The 25586-nt window shown below is 66.3% G+C and carries 27 protein-coding genes; 16 read left to right on the top strand and 11 right to left on the bottom strand.

Annotated elements, in window-relative coordinates:
* Window positions 1-179 precede the first annotated feature (179 nt).
* From glpD to glpK, 8 genes are all read left to right on the top strand, one after another.
* Complete coding sequence (gene glpD / locus FOA17_RS16075) at window positions 180-1775, top strand: glycerol-3-phosphate dehydrogenase (RefSeq protein ID WP_149142526.1); 1596 nt, start codon at window positions 180-182, stop codon at window positions 1773-1775.
* 10 nt (window positions 1776-1785) lie between these two features.
* A complete protein-coding gene (locus FOA17_RS16070) occupies window positions 1786-2874 on the top strand; it encodes an ABC transporter ATP-binding protein (RefSeq protein WP_149142525.1) in 1089 nt (362 codons plus the stop codon).
* Window positions 2875-2883: 9 nt separating this feature from the next.
* Window positions 2884-3981: an ABC transporter ATP-binding protein gene (locus FOA17_RS16065; protein WP_149142524.1), complete on the top strand. Its 1098-nt coding sequence runs from the start codon at window positions 2884-2886 to the stop codon at window positions 3979-3981.
* Window positions 3981-4853, top strand: coding sequence for a carbohydrate ABC transporter permease (locus FOA17_RS16060; protein ID WP_149142523.1), 873 nt, complete (start codon window positions 3981-3983; stop codon window positions 4851-4853). The genes FOA17_RS16065 and FOA17_RS16060 overlap by 1 nt, the downstream gene beginning before the upstream one ends.
* Window positions 4853-5656 (top strand): carbohydrate ABC transporter permease, encoded by an 804-nt coding sequence (locus FOA17_RS16055; RefSeq protein ID WP_149142522.1) that lies wholly within the window; start codon window positions 4853-4855, stop codon window positions 5654-5656. The genes FOA17_RS16060 and FOA17_RS16055 overlap by 1 nt, the downstream gene beginning before the upstream one ends.
* Window positions 5656-6084: a DUF2160 domain-containing protein gene (locus tag FOA17_RS16050; protein WP_162528286.1), complete on the top strand. Its 429-nt coding sequence runs from the start codon at window positions 5656-5658 to the stop codon at window positions 6082-6084. The genes FOA17_RS16055 and FOA17_RS16050 overlap by 1 nt, the downstream gene beginning before the upstream one ends.
* A gap of 80 nt (window positions 6085-6164) precedes the next feature.
* Window positions 6165-7889 carry an ABC transporter substrate-binding protein gene (locus FOA17_RS16045; protein ID WP_149142521.1) on the top strand — a complete coding sequence of 575 codons (1725 nt, stop codon included), beginning with the start codon at window positions 6165-6167 and terminating at the stop codon, window positions 7887-7889.
* Between the two features lie 100 nt (window positions 7890-7989).
* Window positions 7990-9474, top strand: a complete 1485-nt coding sequence (gene glpK / locus FOA17_RS16040; protein ID WP_149142520.1) for a glycerol kinase GlpK — start codon at window positions 7990-7992, stop codon at window positions 9472-9474.
* Here the strand turns inward: glpK and FOA17_RS20335 are convergent.
* From FOA17_RS20335 to FOA17_RS16015, 7 genes are all read right to left on the bottom strand, one after another.
* Window positions 9471-9602, bottom strand: coding sequence for a hypothetical protein (locus FOA17_RS20335; RefSeq protein WP_275260157.1), 132 nt, complete (start codon window positions 9600-9602; stop codon window positions 9471-9473). The genes glpK and FOA17_RS20335 overlap by 4 nt on opposite strands.
* A gap of 14 nt (window positions 9603-9616) precedes the next feature.
* Entirely contained in the window at window positions 9617-9787 is a 171-nt protein-coding gene (locus FOA17_RS19785) for a hypothetical protein (RefSeq protein WP_162528285.1), read from the bottom strand.
* 152 nt (window positions 9788-9939) lie between these two features.
* Window positions 9940-10317, bottom strand: coding sequence for a hypothetical protein (locus tag FOA17_RS16035; RefSeq protein ID WP_149142519.1), 378 nt, complete (start codon window positions 10315-10317; stop codon window positions 9940-9942).
* Window positions 10318-10331: 14 nt separating this feature from the next.
* Window positions 10332-11024, bottom strand: a complete 693-nt coding sequence (locus tag FOA17_RS16030; protein ID WP_149142518.1) for an ABC transporter ATP-binding protein — start codon at window positions 11022-11024, stop codon at window positions 10332-10334.
* Window positions 11025-11027: 3 nt separating this feature from the next.
* Window positions 11028-12161 (bottom strand): ABC transporter permease, encoded by a 1134-nt coding sequence (locus FOA17_RS16025; protein ID WP_149142517.1) that lies wholly within the window; start codon window positions 12159-12161, stop codon window positions 11028-11030.
* A complete protein-coding gene (locus FOA17_RS16020) occupies window positions 12158-13240 on the bottom strand; it encodes an efflux RND transporter periplasmic adaptor subunit (protein ID WP_238991852.1) in 1083 nt (360 codons plus the stop codon). Before FOA17_RS16020 ends, FOA17_RS16025 begins: the two co-directional genes overlap by 4 nt.
* 62 nt (window positions 13241-13302) lie before the next feature.
* Window positions 13303-13902 (bottom strand): TetR/AcrR family transcriptional regulator, encoded by a 600-nt coding sequence (locus tag FOA17_RS16015; protein ID WP_149142515.1) that lies wholly within the window; start codon window positions 13900-13902, stop codon window positions 13303-13305.
* A gap of 12 nt (window positions 13903-13914) precedes the next feature.
* Here FOA17_RS16015 and FOA17_RS16010 point away from each other — a divergent pair, with 12 nt between their 5' ends.
* Together FOA17_RS16010 and dusA are read left to right on the top strand one after the other, a co-directional pair.
* Window positions 13915-14088 (top strand): hypothetical protein, encoded by a 174-nt coding sequence (locus FOA17_RS16010; protein WP_162528284.1) that lies wholly within the window; start codon window positions 13915-13917, stop codon window positions 14086-14088.
* Between the two features lie 218 nt (window positions 14089-14306).
* Window positions 14307-15293, top strand: coding sequence for a tRNA dihydrouridine(20/20a) synthase DusA (gene dusA / locus FOA17_RS16005; RefSeq protein ID WP_149142513.1), 987 nt, complete (start codon window positions 14307-14309; stop codon window positions 15291-15293).
* On the opposite strand, the gene FOA17_RS16000 is transcribed toward dusA, so the two are convergent.
* Complete coding sequence (locus tag FOA17_RS16000; RefSeq protein ID WP_149142512.1) at window positions 15269-16477, bottom strand: multidrug effflux MFS transporter; 1209 nt, start codon at window positions 16475-16477, stop codon at window positions 15269-15271. The two genes, dusA and FOA17_RS16000, sit on opposite strands and share 25 nt — an antisense overlap.
* A 123-nt stretch (window positions 16478-16600) precedes the next feature.
* Here FOA17_RS16000 and FOA17_RS15995 point away from each other — a divergent pair, with 123 nt between their 5' ends.
* Both FOA17_RS15995 and FOA17_RS15990 read left to right on the top strand, forming a co-directional pair.
* Window positions 16601-17419 (top strand): sulfite exporter TauE/SafE family protein, encoded by an 819-nt coding sequence (locus FOA17_RS15995; RefSeq protein WP_149142511.1) that lies wholly within the window; start codon window positions 16601-16603, stop codon window positions 17417-17419.
* Window positions 17413-18156 carry a hypothetical protein gene (locus tag FOA17_RS15990; protein ID WP_149142510.1) on the top strand — a complete coding sequence of 248 codons (744 nt, stop codon included), beginning with the start codon at window positions 17413-17415 and terminating at the stop codon, window positions 18154-18156. The genes FOA17_RS15995 and FOA17_RS15990 overlap by 7 nt, the downstream gene beginning before the upstream one ends.
* A 47-nt stretch (window positions 18157-18203) precedes the next feature.
* Here FOA17_RS15990 and FOA17_RS15985 read toward each other — a convergent pair whose 3' ends face one another.
* Genes FOA17_RS15985 through ccmI form a run of 3 tightly spaced genes read right to left on the bottom strand, consistent with a single transcriptional unit; the run spans window position 18204 to window position 20123 of the window.
* A complete protein-coding gene (locus FOA17_RS15985) occupies window positions 18204-18434 on the bottom strand; it encodes a DUF1289 domain-containing protein (protein WP_149142509.1) in 231 nt (76 codons plus the stop codon).
* Entirely contained in the window at window positions 18424-18912 is a 489-nt protein-coding gene (gene ruvX, locus FOA17_RS15980) for a Holliday junction resolvase RuvX (RefSeq protein ID WP_149142508.1), read from the bottom strand. The genes FOA17_RS15985 and ruvX overlap by 11 nt, the downstream gene beginning before the upstream one ends.
* Window positions 18909-20123: a c-type cytochrome biogenesis protein CcmI gene (gene ccmI / locus FOA17_RS15975; protein WP_149142507.1), complete on the bottom strand. Its 1215-nt coding sequence runs from the start codon at window positions 20121-20123 to the stop codon at window positions 18909-18911. Before ccmI ends, ruvX begins: the two co-directional genes overlap by 4 nt.
* A gap of 277 nt (window positions 20124-20400) precedes the next feature.
* On the opposite strand from ccmI, the gene FOA17_RS15970 reads away from it, so the two are divergent.
* The 4 genes from FOA17_RS15970 to FOA17_RS15955 all read left to right on the top strand — a co-directional run bounded on the left by FOA17_RS15970 (window position 20401) and on the right by FOA17_RS15955 (window position 25572).
* Window positions 20401-21648 carry a sarcosine oxidase subunit beta family protein gene (locus tag FOA17_RS15970; protein ID WP_149142506.1) on the top strand — a complete coding sequence of 416 codons (1248 nt, stop codon included), beginning with the start codon at window positions 20401-20403 and terminating at the stop codon, window positions 21646-21648.
* A gap of 81 nt (window positions 21649-21729) precedes the next feature.
* A complete protein-coding gene (locus FOA17_RS15965) occupies window positions 21730-22053 on the top strand; it encodes a sarcosine oxidase subunit delta (RefSeq protein ID WP_149142505.1) in 324 nt (107 codons plus the stop codon).
* Window positions 22050-25028: a sarcosine oxidase subunit alpha family protein gene (locus tag FOA17_RS15960; protein WP_149142504.1), complete on the top strand. Its 2979-nt coding sequence runs from the start codon at window positions 22050-22052 to the stop codon at window positions 25026-25028. Before FOA17_RS15965 ends, FOA17_RS15960 begins: the two co-directional genes overlap by 4 nt.
* Window positions 25021-25572, top strand: coding sequence for a sarcosine oxidase subunit gamma (locus FOA17_RS15955; protein WP_149142503.1), 552 nt, complete (start codon window positions 25021-25023; stop codon window positions 25570-25572). The genes FOA17_RS15960 and FOA17_RS15955 overlap by 8 nt, the downstream gene beginning before the upstream one ends.
* Window positions 25573-25586: the final 14 nt, after the last annotated feature.

The following is a 25586-nucleotide window of genomic DNA, read 5'->3' as shown; positions in this document are numbered from 1 at the left end:
GGCGTGAGGCGGCAAGGGTCGGGCGGCAAAATGCCGTGCCGCAGGTTGTGCATGCGCAGCAAAATGTTCGCTTATGCGGAAAAGCGAACCAAAGAGAAAATAGATGATTGACGAGTCGGTTCGTTTGCGCGCATCGTCTGCGGGTCCGACGGGTGGACACTGCGGGGGAGGGCAGCAAGGTGAAAGGCGCGGGACGGCCCGGGGTCGTCGATCTGTTCATCATTGGCGGCGGCATCAACGGCTGCGGCATCGCGCGCGATGCCAGCGGCCGGGGCCTGAGCGTCATGCTGGCCGAGCAGGGCGATCTGGCGCAGGGCACGTCCTCGGCCTCGACCAAGCTGTTTCATGGCGGCCTGCGCTATCTGGAATATTTCGAATTCCGTCTGGTGCGCGAGGCCCTGGAGGAGCGCGAGACCCTGCTTGCCGCCATGCCGCATATCAGCTGGCCCATGCGCTTTGTGCTGCCCTATTCGCCCGACATGCGCTTTGACAGCGATACGCCGACCTCACGCCTGCTGGGGCTGGTGATGCCCTGGATGAAGGGGCGGCGTCCGGGCTGGCTGATCCGGCTGGGGCTGTTCCTCTATGACACGCTGGGCGGGCGCAAGATCCTGCCGGCGACTCGCACGCTTGACCTGACCGCCGATCCGGCGGGGCGGCCGCTGAAGCCGAAATTCCGCAAGGCCTGGGAATACAGCGATTGCTGGGTCGAGGATTCGCGGCTGGTCGCGCTGAATGCCCGCGATGCGGCCGATCGGGGCGCGACGATCCTGACCCGGACCCGCGTCACCCGCGCCACGCGGCAGGGCGATCTGTGGCAGGTGGTGACCGAAGGGCCTGACGGCACGCAGACCCATGAGGCGCGCGCGCTGGTCAATGCCGGCGGCCCCTGGGTCGAGAATGTGATCCGCAATGTGGCCCATATCGACACGACCGAAGGGGTGCGGCTGGTGCGCGGCAGCCATATCGTGACGCGCCGCCTGCATGACGACCCGCGCTGCTATTTCTTTCAGGGCGAGGATGGGCGCATCATCTTTGCCATCCCCTATGAGCAGGATTTCACCCTGATCGGCACCACCGATCAGGATCACCGCGATGCCCCCGGCACCGCGCGCTGCACCGAGGTCGAGCGCGATTACCTTTGCGCCTTCGCCTCGCAATATTTCGCGCGGCCGGTGACGCCGGCCGATGTGGTCTGGTCCTATTCCGGGGTGCGGCCGCTCTATAATGACGGGGCGAAATCGGCCACGGCGGCGACGCGCGATTATGTGCTGCGCCTCGATGCCGCCGGGGGGGCGCCGCTGCTCAATGTCTTTGGCGGCAAGATCACCACCTATCGCCGTCTGGCGGAAAGCGCGCTGGAAAAGCTGGCGCCGCATTTCCCGGGGCTGGCTGGCAAATGGACCGCGCGGGTGCCGCTGCCGGGGGGCGATTTCCCGGTCGATGGCGTGGCGGCGCTGCAAGCGGGCCTGCGGGCGCGCTATCCGTTCCTGACGCCCTATTGGGCGGCGCGTCTGGTGCGTGCCTATGGCACCGAGGCGGAACAGATGCTCGGCTCTGCGCGTGACGTGGCGGATCTGGGCGAGGATTTCGGCGCGACTTTGACCGCGCGTGAGGTAGACTGGCTGATATCGCGCGAATTCGCGCGGGGCGCCGAGGATGTGGTGTGGCGCCGCAGCAAGCTGGGATTGCGGCTGACGCCCGGCCAGGTGGCGCGCATCGCGGCCTATATGGCTGCCGCCCAGGGGGCCGATGCGGCCCCGGCGGCAGAGTGAGGGGAGAGAGATGGCACTGGAACTCAGGGGGGTATCGCGCAGCGTCGGGGGCAAGGTGCATATCCACCCCACCGACCTGACGCTGCAAAAGGGCACGATGAACGTGCTCCTGGGCCCCACATCGGCGGGGAAGACCTCGCTCATGCGGCTGATGGCGGGGCTGGATGTGCCCAGCAGCGGGCGCATCTTCTGGGACGGGCAGGATGTGACCGGCATGCGCGTGCAGGATCGCCGCGTCGCCATGGTCTATCAGCAATTCATCAATTACCCGGCGATGAGCGTCTATGACAACATCGCCTCCCCACTGCGGCTCATGGGCCGACCGCAGGGGGAAATTCACCGCGCGGTGCAGGAAACCGCCGAAATGCTGAAGCTGACGCCGATGCTGTCGCGCAAGCCGCTGGAGCTTTCGGGCGGCCAGCAGCAGCGCTGCGCGCTGGCGCGGGCATTGGTCAAGGGGGCGGGGCTGGTCTTGCTGGACGAGCCGCTGGCCAATCTCGACTACAAGCTGCGCGAGGAATTGCGCATCGAGATCCCCCGCATCTTCGAGGCGTCGGGGGCGATCTTTGTCTATGCCACGACCGAACCCGAGGAGGCGCTGTTGCTGGGCGGGCAGACCGCCTGCCTGTGGGAAGGCCGCGTGACCCAGTTCGGCCCGACGCCGCGCGTCTATCGCGCCCCGGCCGATGCGACCACGGCACGGGTGTTCAGCGACCCGCCGATGAATTTCGTCAGCTGCTTCAAGGATGGGCATCGCCTGAATTTCGGCGATACCGTCAATGCCCCGGCCGAGGGCGCCTTTGCCGATCTGCCCGACGGGCGCTATCTGGCAGGTTTCCGGGCCAACCATGTGGAACTGAACAAGCATTCCGGCCAGGCGGTCGAGTTTCGCTGCACGCTGGGCGTGACCGAGATCACCGGATCGGAGACCTTTGTCCACCTGCATCACGGGCCCGACAAATGGGTGGGGCTGGTGCATGGCGTGCATGATCTGGCGCCGGGATCGGCGGTGTCGATCTGGCTCGATCCGGCCCATGTCTATCTGTTCGACAGCGCGGGCCGCCTGGCGGCGCCCGCTGCCTATGCGCAAGCGGCCTGAGGGGGGACCATGGCACAGATCACCCTGCAAAACCTGGCGCACAGCTATTACCCCAATCCGCAGTCCGACAAGGATTATGCGCTGAAGGAGATGGACCATGTCTGGCAGGACGGCGGCGCCTATGCGCTTCTGGGTTCGTCAGGCTGCGGCAAGACCACGCTTCTGAACATCATCTCGGGCCTGTTGCGGCCCAGCCATGGCCGGGTGCTGTTTGGCGACCGCGACGTGACCGATGCCGAAACGGCGGCGCGCAACATCGCGCAGGTGTTCCAGTTCCCGGTTGTCTACGACACGATGACGGTGCGCGACAACCTCGCCTTTCCGCTGCGCAATCGTGGCATGGAGGCGGGTTATATCAAGGCGCGCGTCGATCAGATCGCGGCGATGATCGGCATGGAGGAGATGCTGTCGCGCAAGGCGCGCGGGCTGACCGCCGATGCCAAGCAGAAGATCAGCCTGGGGCGCGGCATGGTGCGCGAGGATGTGAACGCCATCCTGTTCGACGAGCCGCTGACCGTGATCGACCCGCATATGAAATGGGAATTGCGCACGCAGCTCAAGCAGTTGCACCGCCAGTTCGGCCATACGATGATCTATGTCACCCATGACCAGACCGAGGCGCTGACCTTCGCCGACAAGGTGGTGGTGATGTATGACGGGCGGGTGGTGCAGATGGGCACGCCCGAGGAGCTGTTCGAGACGCCCGCGCATACTTTCGTGGGCTATTTCATCGGCTCGCCGGGGATGAATTTCCTGGATGCCCGGATCGAGGGCAGCCGTGCCTTGCTGGCGGGCGGCGGTGTGGTGGATCTGGGCGCGGGCTATGGGCCGGTCTCTGGTCACAGCCAGATCGGCATCCGCCCCGAACATGCGCTGCTGACCGATGAGGAGGGCCTGCCGGTGACGATCCGCCGCGTGGAGGATGTGGGCCGCCACCGCATCATCCGGGCCGAGCTGAACGGCCATGCCTTCAACCTGACCGCGCCCGAGGGGCTGGCGATCACGCCCGACATGACGCGCGTCGTCTTCGCCCCCGGCAAGGTCAATGTCTATGCCGATGACTGGCGCGTGACGCCGCGCGCCGCAGCCGCGGGGAGGGCGGCCTGATGGACAAGACCGTCAACAACAAGGCCTGGTTCCTGGTCCTGCCGGTGCTGGTGCTGGTGGCGTTTTCGGCGGTGATCCCGCTGATGACGGTGGTGAACTATTCGGTCAACGACACCTTCGGCAACAACCAGTTCTTCTGGGCCGGGCTGGAATGGTTCGAGGAAATGGTCACCTCGTCGCGGCTGCATGATGCGCTTGGCCGGCAGGTGCTGTTTTCCGCCATCATCCTGGCGATCGAGGTGCCGCTGGGCATCTTCATCGCGCTGAACATGCCGAAAAAGGGCTTCTGGGCCAGCCTCTGCCTGGTGCTGATGGCGCTGCCGCTGCTCATTCCGTTCAACGTGGTGGGCACGATCTGGCAGATCTTCGGCCGGGTGGATATCGGCCTGCTGGGTCGCGGTCTGGCCGCGATCGGGATCGACTACAACTATACCAATGACGCGCTGGATGCCTGGATCACGGTCATCGTGATGGATGTCTGGCACTGGACCTCGCTGGTGGCGCTGCTGTGCTATGCCGGGCTGCAATCCATTGCGCAGGCCTATTATCAGGCCGCACGCATCGACCAGGCATCCCGTTGGGCGGTGTTTCGCTACATCGAATTGCCCAAGATGCAGGGCGTGCTGCTGATCGCGGTGCTGCTGCGCTTCATGGACAGTTTCATGATCTATACCGAACCCTTCGTGGTGACGGGCGGCGGGCCGGGCAATTCGACCACCTTCCTGTCGATCGACCTGGTGAAGATGGCGGTCGGGCAGTTCGACCTTGGCCCCGCCGCGGCCTTCTCGATCATGTATTTCCTGGTGATCCTGCTGGTGAGCTGGGTATTCTACACGGTGATGACCAATCTCGACAAGGCGGAGGGGCAATGATGCGGGTGAAATCCTCTGCCATCGTGATGACGATCTATCTTCTGTTCCTGCTGGTGCCGATCTACTGGCTGGTGAACATGAGCTTCAAGACCAATGCCGAGATCACCGGCGCCTTCACCCTGTTCCCGCATGAGCTGACGCTTCGGAACTATGCGGTGATCCTGACCGATCCGAGCTGGTATATGGGCTATGTCAACAGCCTGATCTATGTGGTCATGAACACGGTGATTTCCATTACCGTGGCGCTGCCGGCGGCCTATGCCTTCAGCCGCTACAGCTTCATGGGGGACAAGCACCTGTTCTTCTGGCTGCTGACCAACCGCATGTCGCCGCCGGCGGTTTTCGCGCTGCCATTCTTTCAGCTTTATTCCAGCGTCGGGCTGTTCGACACCCATATCGCGGTCGCGCTGGCGCATTGCCTGTTCAACGTGCCGCTGGCGGTCTGGATCCTCGAAGGCTTCATGCGCGGCGTGCCGAAGGAAATCGACGAGACCGCCTATATCGACGGCTATGGCTTTGGCCGGTTCTTCATCAAGATCTTCATGCCGCTGATCGCCTCGGGCATCGGGGTGGCCGCCTTCTTCTGCTTCATGTTCTCCTGGGTGGAACTGCTGCTCAGCCGCACGCTGACATCGGTCAACGCCAAGCCGATCGCGGCGACGATGACGCGCACGGTTTCGGCCTCGGGGATGGATTGGGGCGTGCTGGCGGCGGCCGGGGTGCTGACCATCATCCCGGGCGCGCTGGTGATCTATTTCGTCCGTAACTACATCGCCAAGGGCTTTGCCCTGGGGAGGGTGTGATGACCACGACCACCACCACCACGACCGCAAGCCGCGCGAACTGGACGCTGATTTCGGCCCTGACGGGCGGGGTCTGGCTGGCGGCCCTGGCCGGGCTGATCGCGCTGGCGCCGCGCAAGGACGGGGCGATCGACTGGACCGGGCAGATGATCCCCGGCGGCTGGATGGCCTGGAGCCTGCCTGTCGCGCTGTTCTTCCTGATCATCGCGGGGCTGCTGATGCTGTTCACCATCCTCGCCATCCGCTTTCCCGAAACACCGCGGCTGGGGCTGCTGCGGATCGAGACGACCCGGGGCGACCGGCTGTTCATCAGCCTGCTCGGCTCGGCCTTCATCTGCCTGACCTGGCTGTTTTTCCTGGGCGGGCCGCTGTGGTGGGCGCTGGCGCTGTGCCTGGCCTATGCCGCGGCGGTGTTCCGCTGGGTCTGAGACAACCCGCGCCGGGGCGGCCCGACCGGCCCGGCGCACCGAAAACCAAGCAAATCTCGCATAATTCTGGGAGGAAAGACATGAGATTGCGTCACACCACCACCGCCATGGCGCTTGCGCTGCTGGCCATGGGCGCGGCCCCGGCCTGGGCCGATATGGAGGCCGCCAAGGCATTCCTCGATGCCGAAATCGGCGACATGTCGGTGCTGAGCCGCGCCGATCAGGAGGCCGAACTGCAATGGTTTGTCGATGCCGCCAAGCCCTTTGCCGGCATGGAGATCAAGGTCGTCTCCGAAACCATCACCACGCATGAATACGAATCCAAGGTGCTGGCCCCGGCCTTTACCGCGATCACCGGCATCAAGATCACCCATGACCTGATCGGCGAAGGCGATGTCGTCGAAAAGCTGCAAACGCAGATGCAGTCGGGCGAGAATATCTATGACGCCTATATCAATGACAGCGACCTGATCGGCACCCATTGGCGCTATCAGCAGGCCCGCAACCTGACCGACTGGATGGAAGGCGAGGGCAAGGCCGTCACCAACCCCAATATCGACCTGGCCGATTTCATCGGGCTGAAATTCGTGACCGGCCCCGATGGCAAGGTCTATCAGCTGCCCGACCAGCAATTCGCGAACCTCTACTGGTTCCGCTATGACTGGTTCAGCGATCAGAAGACCAAGGACGATTTCAAGGCCAAATACGGCTATGACCTCGGCGTGCCGGTCAACTGGTCGGCCTATGAGGATATCGCCGAATTCTTTACCGGCCGTGACATGAGCTACCTGGGCGGGCCGGCCTCGGGCGTCTATGGCAACATGGACTATGGCAAGAAAGACCCCTCGCTGGGCTGGCGCTATACCGATGCCTGGATGTCGATGGCCGGCATGGGCGACAAGGGCGAACCGAACGGTCTGCCGGTCGATGAATGGGGCATCCGCGTGGACGAGAATTCGCGTCCCGTCGGGTCCTGCGTGGCGCGCGGCGGTGCGACCAACGACGCGGCCGCGGTCTATGCCGTGACCAAGGCGATCGAGTGGCTTCAGAAGTTCACCCCGCCGGAAGCCCAGGGCATGACCTTCGGCGAGGCCGGGCCGGTGCCGGCGCAGGGCAATATCGCCCAGCAGATGTTCTGGTATACCGCCTTCACCGCCGACATGGTCAAGGCCGGCACCCCGGTCATGAACGAGGACGGCACGCCGAAATGGCGCATGGCCCCCAGCCCGCATGGCGCCTATTGGAGCGAAGGCACCAAGATCGGCTATCAGGATGCCGGGTCGTGGACGCTGATGAAATCGACCCCGGTCGATCGGGCACAGGCGGCCTGGCTCTATGCCCAGTTCGTCACCTCGAAGACGGTGGACCTGAAGAAATCCGATGTCGGCCTGACCTTCATCCGTCAGTCCACCATCGACAGCCAGCACTTCACCGACCGCGCGCCGAAACTGGGCGGTCTGGTGGAATTCTACCGCAGCCCGGCCCGGGTGCAGTGGTCGCCCACCGGCACCAACGTCCCGGACTATCCCAAGCTCGCGCAGCTCTGGTGGCAGAATATCGGCGATGCCATGTCGGGGGCGAAATCCCCGCAGGAAGCGCTGGACAGCCTCTGCGCCGAGCAGGAAAAGGTGCTGGAACGTCTGGAACGCGCCGGCGTGCAGGGCGATATCGGTCCGAAGATGAACGAACCGAAAGACCCGCAGGAATGGCTCGATGCCCCCGGCGCGCCGGTGGCCAAGCTGGAAAACGAAAAGCCGCAGGGCGAAACGGTTTCCTATGACGAGCTGATCAAGTCCTGGCAGTGATCTGCCGGGCTCGGGGGGCGGGCGCTGTCCCGCCCCCTGTCGCCTTCGGGCCGAGCGCTCTGACACCGTCGGAGCGTTCCGCCAGGAGGAGACGCGCCGCATGACCCATATCCTTGCCATCGACCAGGGCACCACATCCAGCCGCGCCATCCTGTTCGACGCCGACCGCCGGGTCGTCGCCGTCGCGCAGGAGGAATTTGCCCAGCATTACCCGCAATCGGGCTGGGTGGAGCATGACCCGTCGGATCTGTGGTCCACCGTCGCGGGCACCGCGCGGGGCGTGATCGAAAAAGCCGGGCTGGATGTGGCCGCCATCACCGCCATCGGCATCACCAATCAGCGCGAAACCACGCTGATCTGGGATCGCCGCACCGGCGAGCCCATCCATAACGCGATCGTCTGGCAGGACCGCCGCACCGCCGAGCTTTGCGCCAGCCTGCGCGCGGCGGGGCATGAGCCGATGATCACCGCCCGCACCGGGCTGCTGCTGGACCCCTATTTCTCGGGGACCAAGGTGAAATGGCTGCTCGATCATGTGCCGGGCGCGCGGGCGCGGGCCGAGGCGGGCGACCTGGCCTTTGGCACGGTGGACAGCTTTCTGATCTGGAAGCTGACCGGCGGGCGGGTCCATGCGACCGATGCCACCAATGCCGCGCGCACGCTGCTGTTCAACATCGCGACGCAGGAATGGGATGCCGAGATCTGCGCGTTGCTGGATGTGCCGATGGCCCTGCTGCCCGAGGTCAGGGATTGCGCCGCCGATTACGGCGTGACGCGCGCCGATCTGTTCGGGCGCGAGATCCCGATTCTGGGCGTGGCGGGCGATCAGCAGGCGGCGACGGTGGGGCAGGCCTGTTTCCAGCCCGGCATGATGAAATCGACCTACGGGACGGGCTGTTTCGCGCTGCTCAATACCGGGGCCGATATGGTGCCGTCGCGCAACCGGCTGCTGACGACGGTGGCCTATCGGCTGAACGGTCAGGTGACCTATGCGCTGGAAGGGTCGATCTTCATCGCGGGCGCCGTGGTGCAATGGCTGCGCGACGGGTTGAAGATCATCCGCGAGGCGCGCGAGACGCAGCCGCTTGCCGAGGCGGCGGATGCGGGGCAGGGCGTGGTCATGGTGCCGGCCTTTACCGGGCTGGGGGCGCCCTATTGGCGGCCCGATTGCCGGGGCGCGGTCTTTGGCCTGACCCGCAATTCCGGCCCGGCGGAACTGGCGCGCGCGGCACTGGAAAGCGTAGGTTTCCAGACCCGCGACCTGCTGGAGGCGATGCGCGCCGATTGGCAGGGCGCCGCCGATGGGGTCTTGCGCGTGGATGGCGGCATGGTGGCGAGCGACTGGGCCATGCAGTTCCTGTCCGACATTCTGGGCGCCCCGGTGGATCGCCCCGTGGTGACCGAGACGACGGCGCTTGGCGCGGCCTATCTGGCCGGGTTGCAGGCGGGGCTTTACCCGCCGCCCGAGGCTTTCGCCCGGGCCTGGGCGCTGGAGCGCCGCTTTGCCCCCGCCTTGCCCGAGGCCGACCGTGCCGCAAAATATGCCCGTTGGCAAAGGGCGGTGCAGGCGACGCTGGCCTTCTAGGGGTGCAGCGCGCTGCGCAAGTCGCGGATCATGTCCTTGCGGGCGACAAGGTTGGAAAACCTGACAATGCCCTTTGCCTCGATCGCCTCCAGCACGAAGGGCTGGTTCCATCGCGGCCTGGCTGCCACGCCCCCAAGCGCCGTCAATGAGACCGGTAGTCGCCTGACAGCGCCAGTGCCGCCTGAAGAAATCGCTTCTCATCATCGGTGAGGATCCGTGCATCAAACTCCTCGTAGAGCTGCGCTTCCGTATCGGCATCGCCCTGCGAGGGGGCGGCGGTGAGGATCAAGAGGAATGCGACAAAGGATTTCATGTATGCGGGTTCGTCTGAGGCTGTGACGCAAGCTTGACACCCCCTCGGCGCATGTCAAGGAACGCGGCGGCGTGGCGCTTTGGGCCGTCCATTTCGCCTTGAAACGCTTACCGCTGCAAGCGACCCCAGATGTGCCCGGGTGCTAGCGACGTTCATTTCGCCCGGCGGCCACGCAGGGCGACCGTCGCGATCCCTGCCCAAACAGAAAGGCGCAATGCCATCGCGCCCATGGTCCGCATCTCGTAGCTGCCGCCCGTCAGGACATGCCAGAGAAACACCCCGAAGACGGTGGCCGTCGCCAGTGCAATACCCAGTGACAGGGCAGGGGCCCAGCCGGCGCCGCGCCAAAGGCCAAGGCCCGCCATGACATAGGCGAAGCCCGCCAGGAAGTTGAACCAGAGGACAAAGGGCACGACGGCCCCCATGTTCGCCCCGCCGAACAAGGCGCGACCACCGGAGATGATGGTCAAGACACCGAAGATCACGGCCACGCCGGCGGCGATTGACAAGCTGCGGGATCTGACGGTCATTTCGCTCTCCTGCATCAGGCGTCGACCAGATGGCCATCGCGCAGATGGATCAGCCGGTCGAAGCGGTCAAAGATCTTTTCGTCGTGGGTCACGGTGATGATGCAGGCTTCCTGCTCGGCCGCCAGCTTGCGCAGAAGGTCCATCACCAGTTGCGCGCGGCTGCTGTCCAGGGCCGCCGTCGGCTCGTCGGCAAGGATGATGCGGGGGCGGTTGGCCAATGCGCGCGCAATCGCCACCCGCTGCGCCTCGCCGCCCGAGAGAAGGGCAGGCTTCACCTTGGCGCGGTGGCCAACCTCAAGATAATCCAGCAATTCGCGCGCGCGTGCGCGGCCCTTCTCGGCGGGCCATCCGGCCAAATCCAGCACAACCGCGACGTTTTCCTCGGCCGTGAGGAACGGCAGCAGGTTATGCGCCTGAAAGATGAAGCCGATCTTGTCCAGCCGCAGGCGCCGCAGGTCGTTGCGCAGCCATTTGCCGTCGAATACCGGATCACCATCCAGCGCCACCCGACCTGCCGAGGGATCGAGAATGCAGCCGATCATGTTCAGAAGTGTCGTCTTGCCCGAACCCGACGGTCCCAGTAGGGCGATCACCTCGCCGGCCCTTACCAGCAGATCGACGGATCGCAACGCATCGACGCGGGTCTCGCCGTCGCCGAAATGTTTTGCCAGGCCCTGAACTTCGACCAGGACATCACCAAGGGCCATGGCTCAGCTCCCCAATGCGGTGGCGGGGTCCACCTTCAGCGCGGCCCTTACCCCAAGACCGCTCGCCGCAAGGCAGACGACAAAGATGATCGCGGCCAGAACGCCCACGTTGAACGGCTCCAGCACGACGCGCCGGGGGAAGACGTCCTTGACCAGCAGGATCAGCACCAGGCCGATCCCCCACCCCGAGGCGCCGAGGATCAGTGCCTGCTGCACGATCAGGCCCACGATCGTGCGGTCTGGTGCGCCGATCAGCTTCAGCGTGGCGATCTGCTTCAGCTTTTCCATCGTCATCGTATAGATGATCAGCGCGATGACCACCGCCGAGACGGTCAGCAGGATGCCAAGGAAAAGCCCGATCTGCCGTCTGGCCTTATCGACCACCGAGGCCAGAAGGATCGTCTCCTGCTCTGCTTGCGTGAGGGCGGCCAGATGTTTCCACTGCCGCAGGGTCGCGGTCAGCAGGCTGACATCGGCCCCTGGGGTGACGCGGACGATGACGGCCGCGACAGAGGCCGATTTCACCGCGCCACCGCCACGGGCGACCTGCACGCGCTGGTCCGCCGGGGCGAGTTCGGTCTGCAAGTCCATCGCATCGGCCAGGGCCATGAAGACCGCGGGGTCGCCCCCCGAATTCATCGCCCCTTCGACCAGTCCGACGACGGTGAAGTGGTTGCGACCCAGCCGGATTGTGTCACCTGGTGCAAGGCCGGTCTTGCGGTCGGCCACCAATTCGAAATGACTTGTGCCAATGCCGCGCCCCGCGACGATGGTTTGCGGGCCGCCCGGCCGACCCCGTTCATATCCGATGACATAGAGCCGCAGGGTGCGGCCCTGAAACGGCGCCTCGATATTCTGGTAGTTGATCGCGCCCGCCTCGGCCACGCCGGGCATCCGCGCAACGGCGTTGCGGGTGTCGGCCGGAATGGACGAGGCTTCGGCAAAGGGGCCCTGCGTTCCCGCCTCGACGACCCAGACATCGGCCGCGGGGGCCTTCACCACGGCCAGCGCATCCGAGACGAGGCCGTTGTAGATGCCGATCATCGCCAGCACGACGGTCATCAGCAGCCCCAGCCCGAAGCAGGTCAGCACAAATCGGAAAAGCCCGTGGCGAATGTCCTTGAGCGCGAGGTTCATGGGCTGCCCCCGATCCGTGCGCGCCGACCTTCGTCCGCGCCTTTGGCGGGCTGGGCCACGATCTGCGCGCCGTCCGGCAGTCCGCCCGTCACTTCCGCGCGGCCCAGGTCGTCGCGCGCGCCAAAGGTCAGATCGGCGCGCTGCAACCGGCCGTCTTGCACCACCCAGACCGTGCCGCGATGGCCGTCAAAGCCGGTGATCGCCATCTCGGGCACCATCAGCGCGCGGTCGCGGGTGCCGGTCAGGATGCGCGCCTCGGCCTGTTCGCCCAGATACATCTCCGCCGGGCAGTCGGCGCAGGTCAGCCAGACCCGGCGTTCTTCGTTCACCCGGTCGCTTTCCAAGCCGATCCGGGTCACGGTGCCATGAAATTCGGCTGTGGGCTGCGAGCGCAGGCGGATCGTGCCGGGCTGACCGAGCGCGAGCTGGCCTGCGCGCTCTTCGTCGATATAGGCCTGAATCCAGATTGTCGTCGGGTCGATCAGCGTGAAGATCGGATCGCCCGCCTTGACGACCGTGCCAGGCTCGGCATGCCGGGCCACCACGATGGCGTCATAGGGCGCGATCAGGCGGTGATGTGCAAGCAGCGTTTCTTCCAGCCGCAGCGCGCCTGCCGCATCCTCGGCCTGCGCCGCGATCACGGCCAGATCCGCGCGGGCCAGTGCCACGTCGGCGCGGGCAACATCCTCGTCCCGCTGCGCTTCCTCGGCCCGCTGGATCGAGGCGATGTCCTGCCGCGCCAGTTCCTTCTGCCGACGGTTCGCGGCTTCACGCTCATTCAGAACCGCCAGCGCCCGCTGGACGGAAGCCTCGGCGCGCGACTGGCTTGCGATGTTCGCGGCCACTGCCGCCCGCGCGCGCGCCACACGCGCCTCTTGCTCGGCGGGGTGCAGCGTTGCCAGGGCCTGCCCCTTGGTCACCGTGTCGCCTGCATCGGCCGACAGGGAGATGAGCGCCGCGCCCACCTCGAACCCGACGCGCGAAAGCACCCGTGCCTCGACCGTGCCCAGACCGTATAGACGAAGCGGCACGTTAGTTTCGGGCTGCACCACCTGAACTTCGAGAGGGCGCTCGGTCAAAAACAGAGCGCCCGCCCCAATTGCGACCACCGCCAGCGCGCCAATGACCCAGCCTTTGCGCATCACCGTATCCCCTTCGTTGCAAGCAGGTGCAACTGCACCGCCAGAAGACGCTCGCCTTCGTCCTGTAGCGCGAAGTTGCGCGACCCGAGCGACCAGCGGATCGCCACGCCCTGCACCAGTGAGATCAGCAGGACCGCAATGTCAGATGCGGTAACGTCGTCGCGAATTTCACCCTGCTGCTGGCCATGGGTGATTTCCTGTAACAGAAGGGCATGAAAGGCCGAGAGCCGATCACGGAAGGCCGCACGCAGGTCCGCGTTGTCTACGTTCAGTTCGCGTGAAAAGAGCAGCATTGGCATTGCCGGTGTCGCTGCGATCTGGTGCAGTTGTGCGGCGATCAGCGCCGCGATGCGGTCGAGCGGCTTCGTCCCGGATGACAGCGCGCTTGCCCATGCACGGCCAAGCCAGTCCGATACCTGTTCAGCCACTGCCGTCCACATTGCAGACTTGGTCGGAAAGTGCCGGAACAAGGCGGCCTGCGTAATGCCGATCTCGGTCGCCACCGCGCCGGTCGTGACACGGTCGGGTCCGATCCGGTCGGCGAGATCTAGCACCTTGGCCACGATCTCTGCTTTGCGATGATCGGCAGGTTTGCGCATGATGTCCCTGAAGTGATCAGTTACTCACTTAATCAATTGCATCTTGTTGAGCTGAAATTCAAGCCTTTTGTCCAGATCAAAGCGCTGATGTCGATGGCCGCGCACGACCCGCATCGCCCAACTTCAGAGGCACGGGTTGATGGGTGGCCAAATTTCAGCGCGATTTCAGCGGCCTTTCAGGACTGAACCAGACCTCTGCCGTCTTGCGCTTGTCGGACGAGCGCGATTCCTGCGGGGCGTGGCGCCTGCGCGTGATTTGTGCGAAACAGGACCCTTGCGTCTGCTCTCGGTGGTCGTTGCCATGATATGACTCGAGTCATGCAGCGTGACGGAGCGGGCGGAAATCATAGCTGAATCCTCTGGGATGTGTCGTGACCGAGACTGAAAAAAACACTTTGGTATCAATGCCAAACGAGGCACATCGCCTTTCTGTCGCCCCCATGATGGACTGGACGGACCGGCATTGCCGGTTCTTCCACCGCCTCATGACGCGGCGCGCGATGCTCTATACCGAGATGGTGACGGCGCCGGCGATCATTCACGGGCCGAAGGCGCGGCTGCTGGATTATTCGGCCGAGGAACACCCGGTCGCGCTGCAACTGGGCGGGTCCGACCCGCGCGAACTGGCGCAGGCGACGGCACTGGCGCGCGGGTGGGGCTATGATGAGGTGAACCTCAATTGCGGCTGCCCGTCTGACCGGGTGCAATCGGGCTGTTTTGGCGCGGTGCTGATGGAAAACCCGCCGCTCGTGGCCGATTGCCTGCGTGCCATGGCGGGCGAAACCGACATGCCGGTCACGGTCAAATGCCGTATCGGGGTGGATGATCAGGAACCGGCCGAGATCCTGCCGCGCTTCATCGAAACCGTGGCGGCGGCAGGGATCCGCCATTTCGTGATCCATGCCCGCAAGGCCTGGTTGCAGGGCCTGTCCCCCAAGGAAAACCGCGAGATCCCGCCGCTGGATTATCCGCTGGTTCTGGCGATGAAACAGCGCTTTCCCGAGCTTACCATCTGTCTCAATGGCGGGGTGGCGACGCTGGATCAGGCGCGCGCGCTGCTGGATCAGGGGCTGGACGGGGTGATGATCGGCCGCGCTGCCTATCACGATCCCGGCCATGCGCTGATCGGCGCCGATGCGCTGTGGGGCGACGATTTCGCCCCCGATGCGCATGCGGTGGTGCAGGCGATGAAGCCCTATATCGACGCGCATCTGTCCGGTGGCGGGCGGCTCCATCAGATCACCCGGCACATGCTGGGCCTGTTCACCGGCCGCCCCGGCGCGCGCGGCTGGCGGCGGGTCTTGTCCGAGGGGGCCAGCCGCCCGGGCGCGGGACTTGCGCTGATCGACCGCGCGCTGGCCGAGGTTCAGGCCGCGCCCGTCACCGCCTGATCGGGCGCGGGCAGCCGCGCCACGACCAATGCCAGCAGCAGCGCCAGCACCGCGCACAAGGCGATGGCCGCCAGCATCGGCAGCACCGTGCCGTCAAAGAACGGCCCCGACAGCGCGATCATCACGCCGCCCGCCAGCATTTGCAGCGTGCCGCCCAGCGACGAGGCCAGGCCCGCGATCGGCCCGTGTTCGTCCAGCGCCATCACCATGGCCGTGGGGATCACCAGACCCAGGCAGGCATTGGCCAGGAACAGCCCCGCCATCGTGACCCAGAGATCGGCCAGCCCCAGCAGGCCCAGCCCGAACAGCCCGACCGCAAAGGCGGCAAAGCCGCAGGTCGCGCGCACCATCACCACGCGGGCGCCATAGCGCATCCCCAGTTTCGCCGCGACCTGCGACGACGAAAAGAAGCCAAGCGCATTGACCGCGAAAGCCAGTGAAAATTGCGTGGGGCTCAGGCCGAAATCCTGCGCATAGACGAAAGAGGCCGAGGCGAGAAAGACGAAAAAGCTCGCCATGCCGAAGCCGCCCAGAAAGGTCAGCGCCATGAAGCCGCGATGCGTGAGCAGATGCCGCGCCCCCGCCAGCGTGGCCGCCACCGAAACCGGCTGGCGGTTTTCGGGTGCCAGCGTCTCGGCCAGCAGGAAGCGGGTCATGAGCATCGAGACGATCGTGGCCGCCACCAGCGCGCCAAAGATCGCCCGCCACCCCGCCAGCGCCATCAGACCCGCCCCCGCCAGCGGTGCCAGAAACGGCGAGACCGAGATCACCAGCATGATCATCGCCATCATCCGCGTCGCCTCATGCCCGGTTGACAGGTCGCGGATCACCGCGCGCGGCACCACCATCACCGCAGCCCCACCCAGGCCCTGCACGAAGCGCCCGGCGATCAGCGCTTCGGTCGAGGGGGCAAAGGTGCAGATCAGCGTGCCCAGCAGGAAAATGGCCAGGCCCACATGGATCGGCAATTTGCGCCCGGCCTGATCGGCCCAGGGGCCATAGATCAGCTGCGCCAGACCGAAGGCGATGAAATAGCTGGTGATCGTGCCCTGCATCGCCGGAATGCCCGCGCCCAGATCGGCGCCGATCTCGGGCATGGCGGGCAGATACATGTCGATCGCAAAGGGGCCAACGGCGGAAAGCAGCCCAAGCACAAGCGCCGGGCGCAACAGGGAATTCGTCATGTCGGGAACCAGTCAGAAAAAGTGACTCCCTGATTACCCTTTTGTGCGGCGGGGTGCAATCGGGCACTGGCCCCCCGGCGCGGGCCGGTCTAGCTTGGCGGAAAATCGCTGCGGAGTAGCCCGATGCCCGACCTTGTCAGCCTGTTGCCCATGCTGCTTTTGCTGATCGTGATCGGCGGTTTTGCCGGGGTGATCGCCGGGCTTCTGGGGGTCGGGGGCGGCATCGTGCTGGTGCCGGCCTTCTTTTACACCTTCGCGCATCTGGGCTATGACGGGCCGCAACTGATGCAGGTCTGCCTTGGCACCTCGCTGGCCACGATCATGGCGACGGCGATGCGCTCGGTCCGGGGGCATGACCGCAAGGGGGCGGTGGATTGGGGCTTGCTCAAGGGCTGGGCCCCGGCGATCGCGCTTGGCGCGGTGGCGGGGTTCTTTCTGGCCACGCGGCTGAAATCGGTAACGCTCCAGATCGTGTTCGGGGTGCTGGGGCTGATCGCGGGGCTGTGGATGGCCTTCGGGCGTGCCGATCTGCGGCTGGGCGATCACCTGCCGACGGGCCTGGGCAAATGGGCCATGGGCGGGGGATTGGGCTTTCTGTCGGTCCTGATGGGGATCGGCGGCGGCACATTCGGCGTGCCGATGATGACGCTGTTCGGCATGCCGATCCATCGCGCGGTCGGCACGGCCTCGGGCTTTGGGCTGATCATCGCGATTCCCTCGGCGCTCGGTTTCCTGACGATGCGGATCGACCATGCGCCGCCGCTGACGGTGGGGGCGGTGAACCTGCCGGCCTTTGCGGTGATCGTGGCGATGACGCTGCTGACCACGCCGCTGGGGGTGCGGCTGGCACATGCGATGGACCCCAAGCCGCTGAAGCGCGCCTTCGCGGTGTTCCTGCTGATCGTCGCGCTGAACATGCTGCGCAAGGCCGCGGGATGGTAGAGCGGGGGTGGCGCCAGATCGGGCCGGATGCGGGGCTGGCGGCCTGGGCCGCGGCGGCGCTGCCGGCGGCGCAGGCGGTGCTGGCCCGCAGCGCGGAGCCCTGGCGCTGCGGCGGCACCTGGTTCGTGGGGGTTGACGCGCTGCCCAATGATGCCGAGGGCGGGATCGGCGGCGTGGAACTACCCTGGCGCGTTCTGGGTCTTGCGCCCGAACCGCTGCACCGCGCGCAGCTTTCGGTCATCCGCCCGGGCTATCCGCAGCCCTCGGCGGAGGAAAGCGCTGCGGCCTTTGCCTTTCGCCGTGATCGCGATGCGGCGCATCTGGACGGGCTGATCGCCGATGCCGACAAACGCCGCCGGATCGCGGAGCCGCATGGCTGGATCCTCGGCCTGCCGCTGAACGCCGCCAGCCGCGATGCCGCGCCCCTGGTGGTATGGGAGGGCAGCCATCTGATTCTGCGCGCGGCGCTTGCCGCGGCACTGGCGCCCTGGCCCCGGCAGGATTGGGAAAATGTCGATATCACAGATGCTTATGTTGCGGCGCGGCGGCGCTGCTTTGCCGAGTGTCGGCGGGTGGAACTGCCGGTGGTGCCGGGTATGGCCACGCTGATGCACCGCCACCTGCTGCATGGGGTGGCGCCCTGGGGCCGCACCGCCACCGCCGCGCCCGAGGGCCGGATCATCGCCTATTTCCGCCCGCAACTGGCCAGCGTGGCCGAGTGGATCGCCGCGCCCTGACCCGGGCGCGCGGGGGGCGATTTTTCGATGAAAAATCGGGCGCGGCGTCAGTCGGCCAGACGCCCGGCGCGGCCGCCCCGGCGGCGGCCCAGCAGAGCCGCGCGGCCCGGCAGTTCGGCCATCACGGCCCGGCGTGCCTCGGGCGTCATGGCGGACCAGGCGCCGATTTCGGCCAGGGTGCGGCGGCAGCCCACGCAGATCTTCGCCTCGGGATGCACCACGCAGATCTTCACGCAGGGGCTTTCCACCTCGGCGCGTTTCCAGACCTCATCCGTCACGTTCAGCCTCCCGCCGCAGATGCGCCAGCCGGTCCAGCGCGCCTTGCAGGATAAACCCGGCCGCCACATGGTCGATCACCTCGGAGCGACGTTTGCGCGACGTATCCGCCTCCAGCAGGGCGCGTTCGGCGGCGACGGTGGAGAGGCGTTCATCCCAGAACAGCACCGGCAGGGGGGTAAGCTTTTCCAGATTGCGGATGAAGGCGCGGGTCGATTGCGCGCGCGGGCCTTCGCTGCCATCCATGTTGCGCGGCAGGCCAATGACGATGCCGGTGGCCGGGCGGCTGGTCAGCAGTTTCAGCAGCGCCTCGGCATCCAGGGTGAATTTCTCGCGCCGAATGGTGCGGTCGGGGGTGGCCACGCCGCGCATCACATCGGAAAAGGCCACGCCGATGGTCTTGGTGCCGAGATCGAGCCCGGCCAGCGCGCCCATCCGGGGCAGGGCGGCGGCGAATTCCTGCGCGTCCTCAAAGCTCATGGCGCCACCCCGGCCTGATCGGCCGCCGCGCGCAGCGCCGCCAGATCGTCCGCGCGCCCGGCGAATTTTCCCTGTGCCTCGGCATAGATGGCGCGGGCGCGGTCGGTCTGGCCCAGCACGCCCAGCGAGGTGATGAGCCGCGCCCATTCCTCCACGCTGCCGCCTTCGGCGGCGAGGCGTTCGTTCAGCTGTTCCACCATGCCGGCGATCATCGCCTGACGGTCGCCGGCCTCCATGCCGGCCGCGGCCTGCATCGCGGCCGCATCGGGGCCTTTCAGCCCGTCGGGCAACTGGTAGCGCACGCCGGCCAGTTGGGCCACCTGTTCGATATCCTGCCGGATCGGCGCGACCCAGGGCGCATCGGGCGGCGAGGTTTCCAGCAGCGCTTGCCAGATCGGGAAAGCCAGATCGGGCCGCCCGTTCTGAAGCAGCATCAGCCCGGAATAGAACCGGGCCGATCCGTTCATCCGGTCGCGGATCAGCGCCTCTTTCAGCGCGGCCTCGGCCTCGGGCGAGACATAGCCGCCAGTGGCATAGATCATCATCTCGGCCTGCACGGCGTAATCCTCGGCGGTGGCGGCTTCGCCCTTGGCCTTGATCAGCGCGGCCTGCGCCGCCCAGGCGGCGGGGTAGCGGCCCAGCCGGGCTTCGTTCTGCGCCAGCAGGTCCAGCCCGCGGACATCGTCGGGGCGGGCAGTGACGGCGGCGCGCAGCTTGTCCATCAGCGCCATGAACTCCGCATCGGCGGCGGGGGGCGCGGGCAGGGCGGGCTGCGCGGCCTCCATCTCGGCCTGGCCCTTGCGGGTGGCGCGGGCGCTTTCGGCGGCGGCGATGCGGGCGCTCAGCGGCATGTCGGGATAGCCGGGCGCGCCCAGCCAGCCGGCATAGACCCATACCGCGCCGCCCAGAAGTGCCGCCACCAGAACCAGCGTCAGCCCGAGGCCCGGCCCGCGGCCCAGGCGCGCGGTGGTGCCGGGCTTGTGCGCCTCCAGCAGGCGGCGCGAGATCTCGATGCGCAGGCGTTCGGCCTCATCCGGGGCGATCACGCCGCGCGCGGCGTCGCGGGCCACCTCGGCCAACTGGTCGCGATAGACGGCGACATCGCTGCGCGGCTCGGCGGACACAAGGTCGCGGCCCCGCCAGAGCCCGAGGAACAGCGCCACCCCGGAGGCCAGGATCAGCGCGCCCGCCGTCAGCCAGAACATTCCCATCCGCGCCCCCGTTTCCTGTCGCGTCTCCGATGTAACCGCTGGGAGGCCCGGGCAAAAGGGGCGAAAGGTCGAAAGCCCGCCTGCGCCCGCCCGGCAAATCGCCGCAGCCGGACGGGGCTGAAGGGCGGGGTGCCGAGGGGCGATCCGACGCCATGTCGCAATTTTCCCCATTGTGCCGCTCCGCGCGGCGGAACATTTTGGCCTTCGGGGCATGAAGGATCACAAGGCGATCCGCCGCAGCGACCCGCACTGAACCGACCCCGGGGAGAGGACATCCATGAAACGCTATTCGGTCTTCGCCATCGCCCGAGAGGCCCTGCGCTATCACCAGGGGTGGGAGCGGGCCTGGCGCTCTCCCGCGCCGAAGGCCGCCTATGACGCGATCATCGTGGGCGCTGGCGGGCATGGCCTGGCAACCGCCTATTATCTGGGCAAGAATTTCGGCATCACCAATGTCGCGGTGATCGAGAAGGGCTGGCTGGGCGGCGGCAATACCGGCCGCAACACGACCATCATCCGCTCGAACTATCTGCAAGACCCGTCGGCGGCGATCTACAACAAGGCGCTCAGCCTTTACGAGGATCTGAGCCAGGATCTGAACTACAACGTGATGTTCAGTCCGCGCGGGTTGCTGATGCTGGCGCAGACCCATCACGAGGTGCGCGGCTATCTGCGCACGGTGCATGCCAACAACCTGCAAGGCGTCAAGACCGAATGGATCGGGCCGGAGCGGGTGAAGGAACTGGTGCCGATCATCAATATCGACGGGCCGCGCTATCCGGTGCTGGGCGCGCTGTATCAAGCGCGGGGCGGCACGGCGCGGCATGACGCGGTGGCCTGGGGCTATGCACGGGCCTGTTCGGCCATGGGGATGGATATCCTCCAGCAGACCGAAGTGACCGGCGTGCGGTCGGAAAACGGCCAGGTGACCGGGGTCGAGACCTCGCGCGGGTTCATCGGCTGCAAGAAGCTGGGCATGGTGGTCGCCGGCCATTCGGGCCAGCTGGCCGAAATGGCGGGCTTCCGCCTGCCGGTCGAATCGCTGGCGCTTCAGGCGCTGGTGTCAGAGCCGATCAAGCCCTGCATGGATGTGGTGGTGATGGCCAACACCGTGCATGGCTACATGTCGCAATCCGACAAGGGCGAGATGGTCATCGGCGGCGGCACCGACGGGTTCAACAACTTCACGCAGCGCGGGTCGTTCCATCATATCGAGGAGACCCTGCGCGCCCTGGTCGAGACCTTCCCGATGATCTCGCGGCTCAAGATGCTGCGGCAATGGGGCGGGATCGTGGACATGACCGGCGACCGTTCGCCCATCATCTCCAAGACGCCGCTGGGCAATTGCTTCATCAATTGCGGCTGGGGCACCGGCGGGTTCAAGGCGATCCCCGGCTCGGGCTGGGCCATGGCCGAACTGATGGCCAAGGGCGAACCGGGGCCGCTGGCCGCCGAATTCAACATGTGGCGCTTCCGCGAAGGGCAGTTCATCGACGAGTCGGTGGCCGCCGGGGTGGCGCATTGATGCAAGGCGCCGATTTTTCGCAGAAAAATCGAAAGCGGCAATTCTTCGTCGAAGAATTGCGTTTCGCGAAGGGATGGACCGATGCTGCTTCTTGAATGCCCCTATTGCGGCGTGAAGGCCGAGGAAACCGAACTGACAGCGGGCGGCGAGGCGCATCTGAAGCGCTTCGGCCCCGGCTCCTCGGGCGAGGAGTTCGAGGCCTATATGTTTGCCCGCAAGAACCCCAAGGGCGTGCATTTCGAACGCTGGCGCCATGCCTATGGCTGCGGCAAGTGGTTCCTCGCGGCCCGCTGCACCGCCACGCTGGAGGTGTTCGGCACCTATCCGGCGCAGACCACCGAACCGCCGGCGGACCTCGTCGAGAAGATCAAGGCCAAACGGCCGGACTGGAAGGGCACCAAATGAGCACCCGGCTTTCCAAGGGCGGCCGTCTGATCGACCGCACCGCACCCCAGGAATTCACCTTCAACGGCAAGCGCATGCGCGGCTTTGGCGGCGATACGCTGGCGGCGGCGCTGCTCGCCAATGATCAGATGCTGGTCGGGCGCAGCTTCAAGTATCACCGCCCGCGCGGCATCGTGGCCTCGGGCGCCGAGGAGCCGAACGCGCTGGTCAACATGGGCGAGGGCGGCCGGTTCGAGCCGAACCAGCGCACCACCACGACCGAATTGTTCGACGGGCTGACCTGCACCTCGCAGAACCACTGGCCGAGCCTGGAATTCGACGTGGGCGTGGTGAACAACTATGCCAGCCGTTTCCTGCCGGCGGGGTTCTATTACAAGACCTTCATCCATCCGCGTTTCGCCTGGAAACATGTGTTCGAGCCGATCGTCCGGCAATCCGCCGGTCTCGGCAAGGTGCCGAAGGACCGCGACGCCGACCGCTATGAACAGGCCTATGCGTTTTGCGATATCCTCGTGGTCGGGGGGGGCGTGGCCGGTCTTCAGGCGGCGCTGACCGCCGCGAAGGCGGGCAAGTCGGTCTGGCTGATCGAGCAGACCGCGCATTGGGGTGGCCGCGCCGTGGTCGATGGCGCGGTGATCGAGGGCCAGCCCGCCGAAGCCTGGGTGAACGCGGCGCTGCAAACGCTGGAGCGGATGGAGAATGTCACGATCCGCAGCCGCTGCATGGCGGCGGGGTCCTACGACCATGGCTATGTGCTGTGCGACGAAAAGGTTGCCGATCACACGCCGGGCGACGGGCGTCCGCGCCACCGGCTGTGGCGTCTGCGCGCCGGCCAGATCATCGCCGCGACCGGCGCGATCGAGCGGCCGCTGTCCTTTGCCGGCAATGACATTCCGGGCGTGATGCTTGCAGCGGCTGTGCGCGACTATCTGGTCAACTGGGCGGTGGCCGCGGGCGACCGGACCGTGGTCGTCACCAATAATGACGACGCCTATCGCACCGCCATCGCGCTGAAGGAAGCGGGGCTGGAGGTGCCGGTGGTGCTGGATGCCCGCGCCAGCGTGTCCGGCGAATTGCCGGCCCGCGCCCGTGCCCTGGGCATCCGGGTCGAGACCGGCCGCGCCATCGCCAAGGTCAAGGGCGGCAAGCGCGTCACCGGCGTCGCCATCTGTGCGCAGGCCGGCCAGGGCGCGGTGATCGAGGAGATCGACTGCGACGCCGTGGCCATGTCGGGCGGCTGGTCGCCGGTCGTCCATCTCTGGAGCCATTGCGGCGGCAAGCTGAAATGGGACGATGCGCAGGCGCAATTCGCCCCTGACAAGGCCCGCCCGCCGATCAACCATGATGGCGGCGCGCTGGTGCTGACGGCCGGTGCGGCCTCGGGCGTGCTGTCCACGGCGGATGTGCTGGCCGATGCGACCGAAGCGGCCGGCGGTGGCGCGGTGCCTGCCGCGCAGGATGCGGCCGAGGGCGCGATGGAGCCGGTCTGGGTCATGCCGCAGGGCGCCCCGGTCGCGCTGCGCATGAAGATGTGGCTCGATTATCAGAACGACGTGAAGGTCAGCGACGTGCAGCTGGCCGCGCGCGAGGGCTATACCTCGGTCGAACATACCAAGCGCTATACCACGCTGGGCATGGCGACCGATCAGGGCAAGCTGAGCAATATCAACGGTCTGGCCGTGCTGGCCGACAGCTTGTCCGCGCCGATCCCGCAGGTTGGCACCACCACCTTCCGTCCGCCCTACACGCCCGTCACCATCGGCGCGCTGGCGGGCGAGGCCCGGGTCGACATCTTCCAGCCGCTGCGCCGCACGCCGATCCATGACTGGCATGTCGCGCAGAACGCCTATCTGGAGCCGGTGGGCCTGTGGCAGCGCCCCTATTGCTATCCGCGCGCCGGTGAGACCCACGAACAGGCGGTCCACCGCGAGGTGAAGAACACCCGCAGCAATGTGGGTCTGCTCGACGCCTCGACGCTGGGCAAGATCATCGTCAAGGGCCCGGATGCGGGCAAGTTCCTCGACATGCTCTATACCAATGTCATGTCCAATCTGGCCGTGGGCAAATGCCGCTACGGGCTGATGTGCAACGAACAGGGCTTCCTGTCGGATGACGGCGTGGTCGCGCGCATCGACGAAGACACCTGGCTGTGCCACACCACCTCGGGCGGGTCGGATCGCATCCACGCCTGGATGGAAGACTGGCTGCAATGCGAATGGTGGGATTGGCAGGTCTATACCGCCAATGTGACCGAGCAATATGCGCAAATCGCCGTGGTCGGCCCGAAGGCGCGTCAGGTGCTGGAAAAACTGGGCGGGATGGATGTCTCGAAAGAGACGCTGCCCTTCATGCAATGGGCCGACGGCACGCTGGGCGGCTTCAACGCGCGGGTCTATCGGATCTCGTTCTCGGGCGAGCTGTCCTATGAGATCGCGGTGCCGGCCAGCGAAGGCCGTGCCTTCTGGGATGCGCTTGTCGCGGCGGGGGCCGAGTTCGGCATGATGCCCTATGGCACCGAGGGGCTGCACGTCCTGCGGGCCGAAAAGGGTTTCATCATGATCGGCGACGAAACCGATGGCACGGTGATCCCGCAGGATCTGAACCTCGGCTGGGCGATTTCCAAGAAGAAGGCGGATTATCTGGGCAAGCGCGGGCAGGAACGGCCCTATCTGGCCAGCCCTGACCGCTGGAAACTGGTGGGGCTGGAGACGCTGGATGGCAGCGTGATCCCCGACGGTTCCTACGCGCCGGCGCCGGGCATGAATGCCAATGGCCAGCGCAACACCCAGGGGCGCGTCACCTCGACCTATTTCTCGCCCACGCTGGGCAAGGGCATCGCCATGGGTCTGGTGAAGGGCGGCCTCAGCCGTCTGGGCGAAACGATCGAGATGACCAGGCTCGACGGTTCGACCATGCAGGTCAAGATCGTGGACCCGGTCTTCTACGACAAGGAAGGGGAAAAGCAGAATGTCTAAGGTTGCAAGCGCCCTGGGCGGTGCCCGCTTCGACGGCTTTGCCTCGGTGTCGGAGATCGGCCCGCTGGGCATGATCACCCTGCGCGCCAAGCCCGATGTGAAGGGGCTGGCGGCGGCGGTCAAGGCGGTGACGGGCACCAAGCTGCCCGCGCAGCGCCGGGTCGAACGGGCCGGTGACAAGGTTGCCGCCTGGATGAGCCCCGACGAATATCTGCTGATCCTGCCCTATGCCGAGGTCAAGGCCGCGCTGGCCACCCTGGCGGACAAGCTGGCAGGCCAGCACCATCTGGCGGTCGATGTCTCGGATGCCCGCGCGGTGTTCCGCATCGAAGGGGCCGAGGCGGCGCAGGTGCTGATGAAACTGGCCCCGGCCGATCTGACCGCGCTGGAACCGGGCGAGATCCGCCGGACCCGCATCGCCCAGGTGGCGGGCGCGTTCTGGGCCGATGAGACCGGCTTCACGCTTGTCTGTTTCCGGTCGGTCGCGGGCTATGTGATGGGGCTTCTGTCGCATTCCGCACAGCCGGGCAGTGAGTTGTTCTAGGCGTTCCTTTCTTC

Source organism: Gemmobacter caeruleus (assembly GCF_008271655.1).
Classification (GTDB): Bacteria; Pseudomonadota; Alphaproteobacteria; order Rhodobacterales; family Rhodobacteraceae; genus Gemmobacter; species Gemmobacter caeruleus.
The sequence above is the reverse complement of the archived record's forward strand: the minus strand, read 5'-3'. Positions and strand labels throughout refer to the sequence as shown.

Coding starts and splice junctions, on each gene's coding strand:
- FOA17_RS16070 (WP_149142525.1), top strand. CDS start 1,786: ATGGCACTGGAACTCAGGGGGGTATCGCGCAGCGTCGGGGGCAAGGTG.
- FOA17_RS16065 (WP_149142524.1), top strand. CDS start 2,884: ATGGCACAGATCACCCTGCAAAACCTGGCGCACAGCTATTACCCCAAT.
- FOA17_RS16060 (WP_149142523.1), top strand. CDS start 3,981: ATGGACAAGACCGTCAACAACAAGGCCTGGTTCCTGGTCCTGCCGGTG.
- FOA17_RS16055 (WP_149142522.1), top strand. CDS start 4,853: ATGCGGGTGAAATCCTCTGCCATCGTGATGACGATCTATCTTCTGTTC.
- FOA17_RS16050 (WP_162528286.1), top strand. CDS start 5,656: ATGACCACGACCACCACCACCACGACCGCAAGCCGCGCGAACTGGACG.
- FOA17_RS16045 (WP_149142521.1), top strand. CDS start 6,165: ATGAGATTGCGTCACACCACCACCGCCATGGCGCTTGCGCTGCTGGCC.
- glpK (WP_149142520.1), top strand. CDS start 7,990: ATGACCCATATCCTTGCCATCGACCAGGGCACCACATCCAGCCGCGCC.
- FOA17_RS19785 (WP_162528285.1), bottom strand. CDS start 9,787: ATGAAATCCTTTGTCGCATTCCTCTTGATCCTCACCGCCGCCCCCTCG.
- FOA17_RS16035 (WP_149142519.1), bottom strand. CDS start 10,317: ATGACCGTCAGATCCCGCAGCTTGTCAATCGCCGCCGGCGTGGCCGTG.
- FOA17_RS16030 (WP_149142518.1), bottom strand. CDS start 11,024: ATGGCCCTTGGTGATGTCCTGGTCGAAGTTCAGGGCCTGGCAAAACAT.
- FOA17_RS16025 (WP_149142517.1), bottom strand. CDS start 12,161: ATGAACCTCGCGCTCAAGGACATTCGCCACGGGCTTTTCCGATTTGTG.
- FOA17_RS16015 (WP_149142515.1), bottom strand. CDS start 13,902: ATGCGCAAACCTGCCGATCATCGCAAAGCAGAGATCGTGGCCAAGGTG.
- dusA (WP_149142513.1), top strand. CDS start 14,307: ATGCCAAACGAGGCACATCGCCTTTCTGTCGCCCCCATGATGGACTGG.
- FOA17_RS16000 (WP_149142512.1), bottom strand. CDS start 16,477: ATGACGAATTCCCTGTTGCGCCCGGCGCTTGTGCTTGGGCTGCTTTCC.
- FOA17_RS15995 (WP_149142511.1), top strand. CDS start 16,601: ATGCCCGACCTTGTCAGCCTGTTGCCCATGCTGCTTTTGCTGATCGTG.
- FOA17_RS15990 (WP_149142510.1), top strand. CDS start 17,413: ATGGTAGAGCGGGGGTGGCGCCAGATCGGGCCGGATGCGGGGCTGGCG.
- ruvX (WP_149142508.1), bottom strand. CDS start 18,912: ATGAGCTTTGAGGACGCGCAGGAATTCGCCGCCGCCCTGCCCCGGATG.
- ccmI (WP_149142507.1), bottom strand. CDS start 20,123: ATGGGAATGTTCTGGCTGACGGCGGGCGCGCTGATCCTGGCCTCCGGG.
- FOA17_RS15970 (WP_149142506.1), top strand. CDS start 20,401: ATGAAACGCTATTCGGTCTTCGCCATCGCCCGAGAGGCCCTGCGCTAT.
- FOA17_RS15965 (WP_149142505.1), top strand. CDS start 21,730: ATGCTGCTTCTTGAATGCCCCTATTGCGGCGTGAAGGCCGAGGAAACC.
- FOA17_RS15960 (WP_149142504.1), top strand. CDS start 22,050: ATGAGCACCCGGCTTTCCAAGGGCGGCCGTCTGATCGACCGCACCGCA.
- FOA17_RS15955 (WP_149142503.1), top strand. CDS start 25,021: ATGTCTAAGGTTGCAAGCGCCCTGGGCGGTGCCCGCTTCGACGGCTTT.